Origin of the sequence: Janthinobacterium sp. UMAB-60 (assembly GCF_900095235.1) — a bacterium.
Taxonomy (GTDB): domain Bacteria; phylum Pseudomonadota; class Gammaproteobacteria; order Burkholderiales; family Burkholderiaceae_D; genus Janthinobacterium.
The window spans coordinates 207675-221089 of sequence record NZ_LT607484.1 but is presented as its reverse complement, the minus strand read 5'-3'; the positions used below and the strand labels follow the sequence as shown (position 1 = coordinate 221089).

At 62.4% G+C, this 13415-nt stretch carries 12 protein-coding genes; 11 read left to right on the top strand and 1 reads right to left on the bottom strand.

The annotated features are described in order from the left end of the window. The first annotated feature begins 37 nt into the window (after positions 1-37). Both K0F86_RS06905 and K0F86_RS06900 read left to right on the top strand, forming a co-directional pair. Positions 38-379, top strand: a complete 342-nt coding sequence (locus K0F86_RS06905) for a helix-turn-helix domain-containing protein (protein WP_219133726.1) — start codon at positions 38-40, stop codon at positions 377-379. Between the two features lie 97 nt (positions 380-476). Further along, positions 477-1145 carry an NAD(P)H-dependent oxidoreductase gene (locus K0F86_RS06900; protein ID WP_257572020.1) on the top strand — a complete coding sequence of 223 codons (669 nt, stop codon included), beginning with the start codon at positions 477-479 and terminating at the stop codon, positions 1143-1145. Positions 1146-1156: 11 nt separating this feature from the next. Here K0F86_RS06900 and K0F86_RS06895 read toward each other — a convergent pair whose 3' ends face one another. Then, positions 1157-1612, bottom strand: coding sequence for a hypothetical protein (locus K0F86_RS06895; protein WP_219133725.1), 456 nt, complete (start codon positions 1610-1612; stop codon positions 1157-1159). Positions 1613-1729: 117 nt separating this feature from the next. Here K0F86_RS06895 and K0F86_RS06890 point away from each other — a divergent pair, with 117 nt between their 5' ends. The 9 genes from K0F86_RS06890 to K0F86_RS06850 all read left to right on the top strand — a co-directional run bounded on the left by K0F86_RS06890 (position 1730) and on the right by K0F86_RS06850 (position 13407). Continuing rightward, the gene (locus K0F86_RS06890) at positions 1730-2704 is read left to right on the top strand and encodes a LysR family transcriptional regulator (RefSeq protein WP_219133724.1); all 975 of its coding nucleotides are present in this window, start codon (positions 1730-1732) and stop codon (positions 2702-2704) included. A gap of 256 nt (positions 2705-2960) precedes the next feature. Then, complete coding sequence (locus tag K0F86_RS06885) at positions 2961-5813, top strand: 2-oxoglutarate dehydrogenase E1 component (protein WP_219133723.1); 2853 nt, start codon at positions 2961-2963, stop codon at positions 5811-5813. Between the two features lie 117 nt (positions 5814-5930). Next, on the top strand, positions 5931-7187 hold the full coding sequence (gene odhB, locus K0F86_RS06880; protein ID WP_219133722.1) for a 2-oxoglutarate dehydrogenase complex dihydrolipoyllysine-residue succinyltransferase: 1257 nt from the start codon (positions 5931-5933) through the stop codon (positions 7185-7187). Between the two features lie 94 nt (positions 7188-7281). Continuing rightward, the gene (locus tag K0F86_RS06875) at positions 7282-7662 is read left to right on the top strand and encodes a PspC domain-containing protein (RefSeq protein ID WP_219133721.1); all 381 of its coding nucleotides are present in this window, start codon (positions 7282-7284) and stop codon (positions 7660-7662) included. After that, positions 7652-9079: a dihydrolipoyl dehydrogenase gene (lpdA, locus tag K0F86_RS06870; protein WP_219133720.1), complete on the top strand. Its 1428-nt coding sequence runs from the start codon at positions 7652-7654 to the stop codon at positions 9077-9079. The genes K0F86_RS06875 and lpdA overlap by 11 nt, the downstream gene beginning before the upstream one ends. A 70-nt stretch (positions 9080-9149) precedes the next feature. Further along, complete coding sequence (gene zapE / locus K0F86_RS06865) at positions 9150-10247, top strand: cell division protein ZapE (RefSeq protein ID WP_219133719.1); 1098 nt, start codon at positions 9150-9152, stop codon at positions 10245-10247. Positions 10248-10266: 19 nt separating this feature from the next. Beyond that, positions 10267-10971, top strand: a complete 705-nt coding sequence (locus tag K0F86_RS06860) for a hypothetical protein (RefSeq protein ID WP_257572019.1) — start codon at positions 10267-10269, stop codon at positions 10969-10971. A gap of 149 nt (positions 10972-11120) precedes the next feature. Then, positions 11121-11321 (top strand): YdcH family protein, encoded by a 201-nt coding sequence (locus K0F86_RS06855; protein WP_071076266.1) that lies wholly within the window; start codon positions 11121-11123, stop codon positions 11319-11321. Between the two features lie 43 nt (positions 11322-11364). Continuing rightward, entirely contained in the window at positions 11365-13407 is a 2043-nt protein-coding gene (locus K0F86_RS06850; RefSeq protein ID WP_374197268.1) for an ATP-dependent DNA helicase, read from the top strand. Positions 13408-13415 lie beyond the last annotated feature (8 nt).

Genomic DNA, 13415 nt, shown 5'->3' with positions numbered 1-13415 from the left:
TATGCTCAGCCCCTGGATCAACAGGAAGCACAATGCGATGAATGAAGAAACCTGCGCCCCCGGCGGCGTGGCCCTGGGCGATACGCCATTTGGCTATACCTTGTCGCTGATTGGCGGCAAATACAAGATGCTGATCCTGTATGCGCTCGCGGAAAACACGGTGCTGCGGCACAACGAACTCAAGCGCCATCTCGGCGGCATCGCCTTCAAGACACTCAGCGTCGTGCTGAAGGAGCTGGAGGCCGATGCGCTGATCGTCCGCAAGGAGTATCCGCAAGTGCCGCCCAAGGTTGAATACTCGCTGTCAAGCAAGGGCACCTCGCTGATCCCCGTGCTGCACACCCTGTGCGAGTGGGGCGAACGGCACCAGCCAGTCTGATCCGGATACGCTTGCTCAAGTGACTTTTTGCGGTCTTATAGCTTACTTTTCTTACTGTATGAGCAGTCAATGTGCGTACTTGTGGAAAGTACTCGCCATGACTATGCTGTTTCTGCCTCTGGGGGTGCGCGGTCACGTGCTGCGCGCCACGGGGCAGGGTACCGGCTTGCCTGCTTTCCTGTGCATGCGGGCCGGTGCATCCATTTCACTTCAGGAAAGCAGCATGATGAAAACCCTCGTAATCGTCTTCCATCCCTCCATCGCCACGTCGGTGGCCAACAAGCGCTGGCTGCAGGAATTGGCGCAGTATCCTGACCGTTACACCATTCATGATGTGTACCAGGCTTATCCGGACGGAAAAATCGATGTGGCGCGCGAGCAGGCGCTGGTGGAGGCGCACGCCAATGTGGTCTTGCAGTTCCCCGTGTACTGGTTTAACTGTCCGCCCATGATGAAGCAGTGGCTCGATGAGGTGCTGGCGTATGGATGGGCCTACGGCACGGGCGGCGATGCCTTCCAGGACCGCAAGGTGGCGCTGGCCGTCACGGCCGGCATCCGGCAGGCGGACTTCACGCCGCAAGGCAAGTGGAACGTCACCCTGGCGCAGTTGCTGGCGCCGTTCGATGTCACCCTGGCGTATATCGGCGCCGACAGCCGCCGCTTCTTTGCCTTTTATGGTGCGGAAGACGGTCCGAAGGAGGTGGGCTATGCCGAGCGACTGGCGCGCAGCGCGCAAGAGTATGAGCGCTTCCTGGCCGCCTTGTAGGGCGGGTTGTGTCAGTTGAATGCCGCTTCCAGGTGATGCAGTTCGACGTGCCGCCCCTCGAGTTGCAGGCTGGTGCCGTCATAGGGCTGGGGCATGACGATGCAGCGCGGCGCATTGTGCTTGAGGATGCCGCCCCAGTGGGCGACCCTGGCGCCGGCCTGGCGCCGGATCGCCTCGACCGTGGCGCCGCTGGCCAGGATGTGGGCTTGCGGAAAGGCTTGCTGCAATACGCCCAGGCCGAAATAGGCTTGCGGTGCGGCCACACTGATATAGATGGTGGTCAGGCGCTTGCCGCTGGCGGCGATGGTGTGCGCTAACTGCGCCGCATCGTCGCGCAGGAACTGGGCGTTGACGAGGATGGCATCGGCCATGCCGCTCAGCAGCAGCGAGGTGGACGGCGCGCGGCCCAGCACGTCCAGGCGGAAGGCGTCAAGGGTGCCGGAGGGGCGGGCGGCGCGTGCCAGCATAGGATTCTTTCGATATTCGATACTCTTGCTGCATATTATCCTTTCGACCAAATGCGACAAATAGGGTAGATTGCAACACTTAGTTGCATGGATCGGATGAATCAAGGGAGTACCCGCATGGACCGCATCACCGCCGCACAAGTATTCGTCGCCATCGCCGAGCGTGGCAGCATGGTGGCCGCCAGCGAGGCGCTCGACATGTCGCGCGCCATGGTGACGCGCTACCTGGCCGAGATGGAGCAGTGGGCGGGGGCGCGCCTGCTGCATCGCACCACGCGCCGGCTGAGCCTGACGGATGCGGGCGAAGCGACCCTGGCGCGCTGCCGGCAGATGCTGGAAGTGGCCGGCGCCATGGCCGTCGCCTCGCCCGGGGAGATCGACACGCCGCACGGCTTGCTGCGCATTACCTGCTCGCAATCGCTGGCGCAGACGGCGCTCGCTGGCGCAGTGACCGCTTACCTGCGGCGCTACCCGCGCGCCGCCGTCGACCTGCAGATGGAAAACCGCGCCGTCAATCTGGTGGAGCAGCGCATCGACCTGGCGATCCGCATCACGAACGCGCTCGAACCGAACCTGATCGCGCGCCAGCTGGCCAGTTGCGCCTCGGTGGTGTGCGCCGCACCATCGTATCTGGCGGCGCACGGCACGCCGCGCCGGGCGCAAGACCTGGCCCTGCATAACTGCCTGACCTATACGTATTTCGGCAAGAGCCTGTGGCAGTTCACGCACGACGGGGAAGCGCTCACTGTCCCCGTCAGCGGCCGCCTGTCGGCGAATGAGTCGCTGGTGCTGCTGGTGGCGACGGTGGCGGGGGCGGGCATCGCCATGCAGCCGCGCTATTCGGCCGCGCCGCTGATCGCCAGCGGGCAACTGGTGGAGCTGCTGCCCGCTTACGTGCCGCAGGACATGGGCATCTATGGTATCTACACCTCGCGCCAGCACATGTCGCCGCTGCTGCGCACCATGCTCGACTTCCTGGTGGACTGGTTTGCCGGCGATGCCGATTGGCTGGCGGCCATCGCGGCGGCGCCGTTGCCGGGCAGACCAGTCGGGCGCAAGCGGCACGCCAGCGCGGGCGTGAAAGTGCCGTAAGCGCAACAGTAACAGGCTGGCAAGCCCGGTAAAATCAGCACGCAGCTTACATTTGCTTGCCAAATAAAATTCAACTTGTCGTTGTTGCGTTACAATACCGCGTGCTATTCTAAATGACGGTATGCAGAATGCTGGTGCAATAAAAAAGCCCTTCCCCACAACTTGATGTGCAATCCGCTAACCGGTCAGGCCGTGTCGCGGAAGGTTAGATTAACCCGCTAATTCCTCGCGAAACGCGAAGAAAGGTGAGCAATATATGCAGCAATTAACGACCAACTCCTACCTGTTCGGTGGGAATGCTCCGTACGTGGAAGACCTGTACGAGGCGTATCTGAACAACCCAGGCTCGGTACCCGATAACTGGCGCTCCTACTTCGACGCGATGCAGCACGTGCCTGCCGTCGATGGCAGCAACAAGCCTGACGTGGCGCATGCCTCCGTGGTCGCCTCGTTCGCCGAGCGCGCAAAAGCTGGTCCGATCCGCACCGTGACCGCTTCCTTCGATGCTGAAATGGGCCGCAAGCGCGTCGCCGCCACCCAGTTGATCGCCGCTTACCGCTACCTCGGTTCGCACTGGGCCAACCTGGATCCGCTGCAACGCCAGGAACGTCCGATGATCCCTGAGCTCGAGCCGAGCTTCTACGGATTCACCGATGCGGACATGGACACCGTGTTCAACATCAGCAATACCTATTTTGGCCCCGAGACCGCCACCCTGCGCGATCTGCTCAACTATCTGCGCGATACCTACACGCGTTCGATCGGCGCCGAATTCATGTACATCTCCGACCCGGCCGAAAAGCGCTGGCTGCAAGAGAAACTGGAATCGATCCGCTCCACCCCGAATTTCACTCCAGAGAAAAAAATCCACATCCTCGACCGCCTGACCGCGGCTGAAGGCCTGGAACGCTATCTGCACACCCGCTATGTGGGCCAGAAGCGCTTCTCCCTGGAAGGCGGCGAAACCTTCATCGCCTCGATGGATGAAACCATCCAGCGCGCCGGCGAAAAAGGCGTGCAGGAAATCGTCATCGGCATGGCCCACCGCGGCCGCCTGAACGTACTGGTGAACACCCTGGGCAAGGCGCCGCAGGAACTGTTCGAAGAATTCGAAGGCAAGCATGGCGACGACCTGCCTGCCGGCGACGTGAAGTACCATCAAGGCTTCTCGTCGGACATCTCCACCGCGGGCGGCCCGGTCCACCTGTCGCTGGCGTTCAACCCGTCGCACCTGGAAATCGTCAACCCTGTGGTCGAAGGTTCCGTCAAGGCCCGCATGGATCGCCGCGGCGACGCGCAGGGTGCGCAAGTGCTGCCTATCCTGGTGCACGGCGATGCCGCTTTCGCCGGCCAGGGCGTGGTCATGGAAACGCTGAATCTGGCGCAAACCCGTGGCTACCATACGGGCGGCACGGTGCATATCGTGATCAACAACCAGATCGGTTTCACCACTTCGGATCCGCGCGATGCACGCTCGACCCTGTACTGCTCGGACGTCGTCAAGATGATCGAAGCACCGGTCCTGCACATCAACGCCGATGATCCTGAAGCCGTGGTGCTGGCGACGCAAATCGCGCTCGACTACCGCATGGAATTCAAGAAGGACATCGTCCTCGACATCATCTGCTACCGCAAGCTGGGCCACAATGAGCAGGATACGCCGGCACTGACGCAGCCACTGATGTACAAGAAGATCGGCCAGCATCCAGGCACCCGCAAGCTGTACGCGGACAAGCTGGTGGCGCAGGGCGTGATCCCTGCCGATGGCGGCGACAAGATGGTGGCCGCTTTCCGCGACGCCATGGACGCCGGCAAGCATACCGTCGATCCGGTCATCTCGAACTTCAAGAACAAGTACGCCGTCGACTGGCTGCCGTTCCTGAACAAGAAATGGACCGATTCGGCCGACACCGCCGTGCCGATGACGGAGCTGAAACGCCTGGCCACCCGCATCACCACCGTGCCGGAAGACTTCAAGGTCCACTCGCTGGTGGAAAAAGTCCTGGGCGACCGCGCCACCATGGGCCGCGGCGAAATGAACCTGGACTGGGGCATGGGCGAACACCTGGCCTACGCTTCGCTGGTATCGTCCGGCTACGCCATCCGCCTGACGGGCCAGGATGCGGGCCGCGGCACCTTCGTGCACCGCCACGCCGTCTTGCATGACCAGAACCGCGAGCGCTGGGATGCCGGCACCTACATTCCGCTGCAAAACGTGTCGGACAACCAGGCGCCGTTCACCGTCATCGACTCGGTGCTGTCCGAAGAAGCCGTACTGGCCTTCGAATACGGCTACTCGACCGCTGAACCGAACACGCTGACGATCTGGGAAGCCCAGTTCGGCGACTTCGCCAACGGCGCGCAAGTGGTGATCGACCAATTCATCAGCTCCGGCGAAGTGAAGTGGGGCCGCGCTTCGGGCCTGGTCATGATGCTGCCGCACGGTTACGAAGGCCAGGGTCCTGAGCACTCGTCCGCGCGTCCCGAGCGTTTCCTGCAGCTGTGCGCAGACAACAACATGCAAGTGGTGCAGCCGACGACGGCTTCGCAGATCTTCCATTTGCTGCGCCGCCAGATGGTGCGCCAGTTCCGCAAGCCGCTGGTCATCCTGACGCCGAAGTCGCTGTTGCGCAACAAGGATGCCGGTTCGCCGCTGACCGACCTGGCCAAGGGTGGTTTCCAGACCGTGATCGGCGAAGTCGACGACAAAATCGATGCCAAGAAAGTCAAGCGCGTCGTCGCCTGCTCGGGCAAGGTCTACTACGACCTGGTCAACGCACGCAAGACACGCGGCCAGACCGACACGGCCATCGTGCGCCTGGAACAGCTGTATCCGTTCCCGCACAAGTCGTTCGCTGCTGAACTGAAGAAGTTCCCGAACCTGGTCGAAGTGGTATGGGCCCAGGACGAGCCGCAAAACCAGGGCGCCTGGTTCCAGATCCAGCACAACATCTTCGAAGGCCTGGAATCGGGTCAGCGTCTGGCTTACGCCGGCCGTCCTGCTTCGGCGTCGCCTGCTGTCGGTTACTATGACAAGCACTACGCCCAGCAAAAAGATCTGCTGGAAACGGCATTCTCGAAGCTGAAGGGTTTTATCCTGACCAAGTAAGTGGCAGGGTAACGGGCGCCATGTCTATGCATGGCGCCTGTTCGCATACATCGTGACGGAGCGCCGCGCTTGCTACGCAGGGGCGGCGCCGCAATAACAAAATAAACGGAGTTTTACATGGCACAAATCGAAGTCAAAGTTCCCCAGTTGTCGGAATCGGTTGCAGAAGCGACCCTGCTGGCATGGCACAAGAAAGTCGGCGAGCCAGTCGCGCGCGACGAAAACATGATCGATATCGAAACCGATAAAGTGGTGCTGGAACTGCCGGCGCCCGCCGCTGGCGTGATCGTGCAGATCATCAAGGCTGACGGCGCTATTGTCGTCGCCGGCGAAGTCATCGCCATCATCGATACCGATGGCTCGGCCAAGGTCAGCCCGATGGAAGTGTCCGCCGTGCCTGCGCCAGCCCTGGCTGCCGCCGCCCAGGACGCCGCGACCGCATCCGCACCAGCTGCAGCGACCAAAGGCGATGTCGCCATGCCTGCCGCTGCCAAGATCCTGTCCGAAAAAGGCCTGTCCGCTGGCGACGTCGCCGGTTCCGGCAAAGACGGCCGCGTGACCAAGGGCGACGCCCTGGCCGCTTCCGCCAAGCCAGCTGTCGCGCCATTGGCGCCAGCCGCCGCCAAGCCGGCGCTGCAGCAAGTTGCCACGCCATCGGCCGCCAGCCTGGGCGACCGCCCTGAAGAGCGCGTGCCGATGAGCCGCTTGCGCGCACGTATCGCCGAACGCCTGCTGCAATCGCAATCGACGAACGCCATCCTGACCACGTTCAATGAAGTGAACATGCAGCCGGTCATCGACCTGCGCAACAAGTACAAGGACAAGTTCGAGAAAGAGCACGGCGTCAAGCTGGGCTTCATGTCCTTCTTCGTCAAGGCCGCCGTCGCCGCCCTGAAAAAATACCCGATCATCAATGCCTCCGTTGACGGCAACGACATCGTCTACCACGGCTACTTCGACATCGGCATCGCTGTCGGTTCGCCACGCGGCCTGGTCGTGCCTATCATCCGCAATGCGGACCAGCTGTCGATCGCCGACATCGAGAAAAAAATCGGTGAATTCGGCGCGAAAGCCAAGGAAGGCAAGCTGACCCTGGACGACCTGACGGGCGGCACGTTCTCGATCTCGAACGGCGGCACCTTCGGCTCCATGCTGTCGACCCCGATCATCAACCCGCCACAATCGGCCATCCTGGGCGTGCATGCGACCAAGGACCGCGCCGTTGTCGAAAACGGCCAGATCGTGGTGCGTCCGATGAACTACCTGGCCATGTCCTACGACCACCGCATCATCGACGGCCGCGAAGCCGTCCTGGGCCTGGTGGCGATGAAAGAAGCGCTGGAAGATCCCGCACGCCTGTTGCTGGACCTGTAAGCACTGTAGTCCCCCGGCGTCGCCGCCGGGGCAATGTAGCTGATACCCCTTGCCAGAAGACGCAGCTGGCTGATCTCAATGAAAGAGGATTCCCATGAACGTCTCTGAAGAAATCAAGCGTCTGCACGAGTTGCACCTGGCGGGCGCCCTGAGCGACGCGGAATTCGCGCAAGCGAAAGCCAAGCTCCTGAGCAATATCAACCTGGATAAATCGGACAGTCCCTCCGCCTCCGGCCCGTCGAACGCGTCGAACGACCTGGTGCAGGAATTCAACCGCCTGCGCCGTTCGCGCAACGACCGCTGGCTCGGTGGCGTCTGCGGTGGCCTGGGCCGCGCTTCCGGCATGGAAGCGTGGATCTGGCGTCTCGTCTTCGTCCTGTTTACATTGACCTTCGGCTTCGGCGTGGTGATTTACCTTCTATTGTGGATTTTCGTACCAGACGAAGAGATTGGAATAACAAAACATGAGTACTAAACAATTTGACGTAGTTGTCATCGGTGCGGGCCCTGGCGGCTACATCGCCGCCATCCGCGCAGCGCAGCTGGGCTTTTCCGTCGCCTGCGTCGACGAGTGGTCGAACGCCAAGGGCGGCGCCGCGCCTGGCGGTACCTGCACCAACGTCGGCTGCATCCCGTCGAAAGCGCTGCTGCAATCGTCCGAGCATTTCGAACACGCGGGCCACAGCTTCGCCGAGCACGGCATCGACGTCGCCGGCCTGAAGCTGAACCTGGGCCAGATGCTCAAGCGCAAGGACACGGTCGTCAAGCAAAACAACGACGGCATCCTGTACCTGTTCAAGAAGAACAAGATCGCCTTCTTCCACGGCCGCGCCGCTTTCGCTGCCGCCGCTGGCACGTATGAGATCAGCGTGACGGGCGCCGCCAACGAAACCCTGACGGCCAAGCACGTGGTCATCGCCACGGGCTCGAACGCGCGCGAATTGCCGGGCGCACCATTTGACGAGAAACTGATCCTGTCGAACACGGGCGCACTGACCATCGACGCCGTACCAGCCAAGCTGGGCGTCATCGGTGCCGGCGTGATCGGTCTGGAAATGGGCAGCGTCTGGCGCCGCCTGGGTTCCGACGTCACCGTGCTCGAAGGCCTGCCGGTCTTCCTGGGCGCCGTCGACGAGCAGATCGCCAAGGAAGCGTCGAAGCTGTTCATCAAGCAAGGCTTGAAGATCAACCTCGGTTGCAAGATCGGCGCGATCACGCCAGGCAAGAAAGACGTCACCGTGGAATTCGTGGACGCCAAGGGCGAAGCGCAAAAAGCCGTGTTCGACAAACTGATCATCTCGATCGGCCGTACGCCGAACACGAATGGCCTGGGTGCCGACAAGGTCGGCCTGCAGCTGGACGAGCGCGGCTTCATCGCCGTCGACGGCGACTGCAAGACCAACCTGCCGAACGTCTGGGCAGTGGGCGACGTCGTGCGTGGCCCGATGCTGGCGCACAAGGCGGAAGAAGAAGGCGTTGCCGTGGCCGAGCGTATCGCTGGCCAGCACGGTCACACCAACTTCAACACGATTCCGTGGGTGATCTACACCTCGCCGGAAATCGCGTGGGTCGGCAAGACCGAGCAAACCCTGAAGGCGGAAGGCATCGCCTACAAGGCCGGCACCTTCCCGTTCATGGCCAACGGCCGTGCGCGCGCGCTGGGCGACACTTCGGGCATGGTGAAATTCCTGGCCGATGCGACCACCGATGAAATCCTCGGCGTGCACATCGTCGGTCCGATGGCCTCCGAACTGATTTCCGAAGCCGTCGTGGCGATGGAATTCAAGGCTTCGGCGGAAGACATCGCGCGCATCTGCCACGCGCATCCATCCTTGTCGGAAGCGACCAAGGAAGCGGCACTGGCGGTTGACAAGCGCACGTTGAACTTTTAATTGTAGTTAGTCCTACAGGGGCGCTCGCGGATTTTTTCCGCCGGCGCCCTTGTGCGTTAAAGCGAATCCCATGAACGTAGAAGAGTTTTACCAGCACGCGTTGCAGAAGCGTGATTTCAAGGCCGATGCCGCCCAGCGGCGCGCGGTCGACCGCCTGCAGCTGTGCTATGACGAGTGGGTGGCCTACAAGGGCCAGCGTTCGAGCACCTTCAAGCGCCTGCTGAACCGTCCCGCCGTGCCGAAAGGCGTGTACATGTGGGGCGGGGTAGGGCGCGGCAAATCGTTCCTGATGGACAGTTTTTACTCGGTCGTGCCCCTGGTGCGCAAGACGCGATTGCACTTCCACGAATTCATGCGCGGCGTGCACCAGCAGCTCGATGAATTGAAAGGCGTGGCCGACCCGCTCGATGAAGTGGCCAAGCGCATCGCCAAGAAATACCGGCTGATCTGTTTCGATGAATTCCACGTCTCCGACATCGCCGACGCGATGATCCTGTACAACCTGCTCTCGGCCCTGTTCGCTAATGGCGTGTCGTTCATCATGACCTCGAATTACGACCCGGACCTGCTGTATCCGGACGGCCTGCACCGCGACCGCATGCTGCCGACCATCGCGCTGCTGAAGGACAAGCTCGACGTGATGAACGTCGACGCGGGCGTCGATTACCGCGGCCGCGCGCTGGAACAGGTGGAAAGTTACTACACGCCGCTGGGCGCGGACACGGACCGGGCCTTGCGCGACGCCTACACGCGCATCGCCGAGACGGCCGACGAAGACGCGCGCATCCGCATCGAGAGCCGCGAAATCCATTGCCTGCGCCGCGCCGGCGGCATCATCTGGTTCGATTTCGCCACCCTGTGCGGCGGACCCCGCTCGCAAAATGATTACCTGGAAATCGCCAGCCGCTTCCATACGGTGATATTGTCCGGCATACCGGCCATGTCGGCGGCGCAGTCGTCCGAAGCGCGCCGCTTCACCTGGCTGATCGACGTGTTTTATGATCAAAAGGTCAAGCTGATCATGTCGGCCGAAGTGGCGCCCGAGCAGCTGTACACGAACGGCATGCTGGCCAACGAGTTTCACCGTACCGTTTCGCGTATCATCGAGATGCAATCGCGCGAATACATGGAAAAAGAACAGCGCGGCGCGGCCGACGCGATCGTTTGAGGCAGGGATAATGAAGATGATGGCAAATACACTATACAAGCTGGGCGCCGCGCTGGGCCTGGCCCTGGCATTGTCCGCCTGCGCGCACCAGGGGGCCGCGGCATTGGATGAGGTTGGCGCACCGCAGGTGCCCGCCACCTTGTCGGTGGAGGAAGCGGACGCCAAGCTGAAGCAGTCAGCCAGCGAGCGCGAGGCGGCGGAAAATGAGTTTGCCGCGCGGGAACTGGAGTGCTACGACAGGTTTTTCGTGAATAACTGCCTCGACAAGGCCAAGGAAAAGCGCCGCCTGATCCTCGTGCGCCTGCGCGCCGTCGACGCGGAAGCGAATTACTTCAAGCGGGCCGAATCCGTGCGCCTGCGCGACATCGACTTGGCCAGGACGCAGGAAGATGCGCGCCTGGACGCCGAGCAGCGGGCTGCGGCCATGCCCAAGCCTGTGAAGGTCGTCGCGCCCGAGCCGGCGCCGCCCAAGCCGGAAGGCAAGAGCGTTGCCGAGCGCGAGGCTGCGCAAGCGGCGAAGGTGGCGAAACAGGCCGCCGCCGATGCCGCCGACGCGCCGCGCCGCGCGGCCCGCGAGGCAGACTATGCGCGCAAGCAGGCTGACGCCGTGGCGCGCCAGAAAAGAGTGGCGCAACGCCTGGCCGAGCGCCAGGCCGAAGCGCAGGCCAAGGCTGCCAAGGCGGCCGCGGATGCTGCCAGCACGCCTGTACCGCCTGCCAAATAAGAAAGAGCTGCGCGCGTGGGGCATGCCGGAAATGGCGTGCCCTAACGCGCGCGGCGGGTTAAACTATGCACTTGCCGGTGATGCCGGCATCAATGGCTGCCTGCGTACCTTGCGCGCGCCTGTTACCAACACTGCCTGGAACGCAACACATGAGCGATGCACAGCATATACAGCGGCGCCTGATTGAACTCAACGTGGAGCACCGTGACCTCGATGCCGTCATCGAGTTGCTGATACTCGATGGTCACCATGACGAGCTGCAGCTGCGCCGCCTGAAAAAGCGCAAATTGCAATTGAAGGATCACATCACCTTGCTGAAAATGCAGTTGGTGCCCGACGTTCCCGCCTGAGGGGCGCCAGTAGCGTCCAGTCCAGCCTTCACCTAAGTATATTTTGACCGATCACAATTTATTGCCCGTAAACCCAGAAGGCCAGCCTGCCAGTCTGCCAGCCGAACCGCAGGCGGCGCCTGGCAAGCACGATGCCGACATCGAGCGCCTGTTCGGCGCCGGCGGCCCGCTCGGTCCCGCCGTGGGCAGCTACAAGCCGCGCCGTTCGCAAACGGAAATGGCCAAGGCCATCGCCCACGCCATCGACAGCCAGACCACGCTGATCGCCGAGGCAGGCACGGGCACGGGTAAAACCTTTGCCTACCTGGTGCCGGCCCTGATGTGGGGCGGCAAGACCATCGTATCCACCGGCACGAAGAACTTGCAGGATCAATTATTCCTGCGCGATATCCCCACCGTGCGCGCCGCGCTGCAGGCGCCCGTCTCGGTGGCCCTGCTGAAGGGCCGCTCGAACTACGTCTGCCACTATCACCTGGAACGCACCCTGCAGAACGGGCGCATGACCTCGCGCGACGACGTGGGGCATTTGCGCGAAATCTCGCGCTTCATCAAGATGACCAGCTCCGGCGACAAGGCGGAACTGGCCAAGGTGCCGGAAAACGCCATGATCTGGAACCTGGTGACGTCCACGCGCGACACCTGCATGGGCGCCGAGTGCCAGTATTACCAGGATTGTTTTGTGATGAAGGCCCGCAAGGAAGCCCAGCAGGCCGACGTGGTGGTGGTCAACCACCACCTGTTCTTTGCCGACGTGGCCCTGAAGGACACGGGCGTGGCGGAATTGCTGCCTTCGGCCAATACCATCATCTTCGATGAGGCGCACCAGCTGCCCGACACGGCCACTTTGTTCTTCGGTAACACGGTGTCCACGTCGCAAATCCTGGAACTGTGCCGCGACGTGCTGGCCGAGGGCCTGGCGCACGCGCGCGGCATCGACTGGGCCAAGACGGTGACGGTGGTGGAAAAGGCGGCGCGCGACCTGCGCCTGACGTTCTCGCAGGATATCGTGCGCCTGTCCCTGCCGCAAATCGCCCCGTCGAGCGACTTCTTTCCGGCGCTCGACACGCTCAAAGATGAGCTCGACGGCATGGTGGCCGTGCTGGAAACCCAGGCGGAACGGGCGGAAACGCTGGAACAGTGCCGCGTGCGCGGCGTCGAACTGGCGCAGCAGCTGAGCGGCTGGAAGTTCGATCCGAAGGCGAAAGTGGCGGCCGGCGAAGAAGCCGTGTTCTGGGTGGAGGCGTTTTCCAGCTCCTTGCAGTTGCATAAAACACCGTTGTCGATCGCGCCGATCTTCAACAACCAGCGCGAAGGCACGCCGCGCAGCTGGATTTTCACGTCCGCCACCCTGGCCGTGAAAAACGATTTCAAGCATTTTTCGGAACAGATGGGCTTGACGGGCGAACCGTCGCATACGTGGCCGAGCCCCTTTGACTATGGCCAGCAGGGCTTGCTGTTCGTGCCGCAAAACCTGCCGCAACCGAACTCGCTGGGCTACACGGACGCCGTCATCGACTGCGCCTTGCCCATCATCGAGGCGGCGGGCGGGCGCACCTTTTTCCTGTGTACCACCTTGCGCGCCGTCAAACGCGCGGCCGAGCGCCTGACCGACGAATTCAAGCAGCGCGGCCTGAACTTCCCCCTGTTCGTGCAGGGCGACAAGGGCCGCACGGAATTGCTGGACCAGTTCCGCGCCGCCGGGAATGGCGTGCTGATCGGCAGCCAAAGCTTCTGGGAAGGCGTCGACGTGCGCGGCGATGCGCTCTCTCTGGTGATCATCGACAAGCTGCCGTTCGCGCCGCCCGACGACCCGGTGCTGGCGGCGCGCATCGAAGTGATGGAAAAACAGGGCAAGAACGGCTTCATGCACCATTCGCTGCCGGAAGCCATCATCAACCTGAAGCAGGGCGCGGGCCGCCTGATCCGTGACGAGGGCGACCGCGGCGTGCTGATGATCTGCGATCCGCGCCTCATTTCCAAGCCGTACGGCAAGCGCATCTGGCAAAGCCTGCCACCGTTCAAGCGCACGCGCGACACAAACGAAGTGGTGGAATTCTTCCGCAACCTGCCCGCCAAGGGCGCTTAAGTCTTCGT

Bases quoted from the DNA above. Each gene is read 5' to 3' on its own strand.
- K0F86_RS06905 (WP_219133726.1), top strand. From the start codon at position 38: ATGAATGAAGAAACCTGCGCCCCCGGCGGCGTGGCCCTGGGCGATACG.
- K0F86_RS06900 (WP_257572020.1), top strand. From the start codon at position 477: ATGACTATGCTGTTTCTGCCTCTGGGGGTGCGCGGTCACGTGCTGCGC.
- K0F86_RS06895 (WP_219133725.1), bottom strand. From the start codon at position 1,612: ATGCTGGCACGCGCCGCCCGCCCCTCCGGCACCCTTGACGCCTTCCGC.
- K0F86_RS06890 (WP_219133724.1), top strand. From the start codon at position 1,730: ATGGACCGCATCACCGCCGCACAAGTATTCGTCGCCATCGCCGAGCGT.
- K0F86_RS06885 (WP_219133723.1), top strand. From the start codon at position 2,961: ATGCAGCAATTAACGACCAACTCCTACCTGTTCGGTGGGAATGCTCCG.
- odhB (WP_219133722.1), top strand. From the start codon at position 5,931: ATGGCACAAATCGAAGTCAAAGTTCCCCAGTTGTCGGAATCGGTTGCA.
- K0F86_RS06875 (WP_219133721.1), top strand. From the start codon at position 7,282: ATGAACGTCTCTGAAGAAATCAAGCGTCTGCACGAGTTGCACCTGGCG.
- lpdA (WP_219133720.1), top strand. From the start codon at position 7,652: ATGAGTACTAAACAATTTGACGTAGTTGTCATCGGTGCGGGCCCTGGC.
- zapE (WP_219133719.1), top strand. From the start codon at position 9,150: ATGAACGTAGAAGAGTTTTACCAGCACGCGTTGCAGAAGCGTGATTTC.
- K0F86_RS06860 (WP_257572019.1), top strand. From the start codon at position 10,267: ATGGCAAATACACTATACAAGCTGGGCGCCGCGCTGGGCCTGGCCCTG.
- K0F86_RS06855 (WP_071076266.1), top strand. From the start codon at position 11,121: ATGAGCGATGCACAGCATATACAGCGGCGCCTGATTGAACTCAACGTG.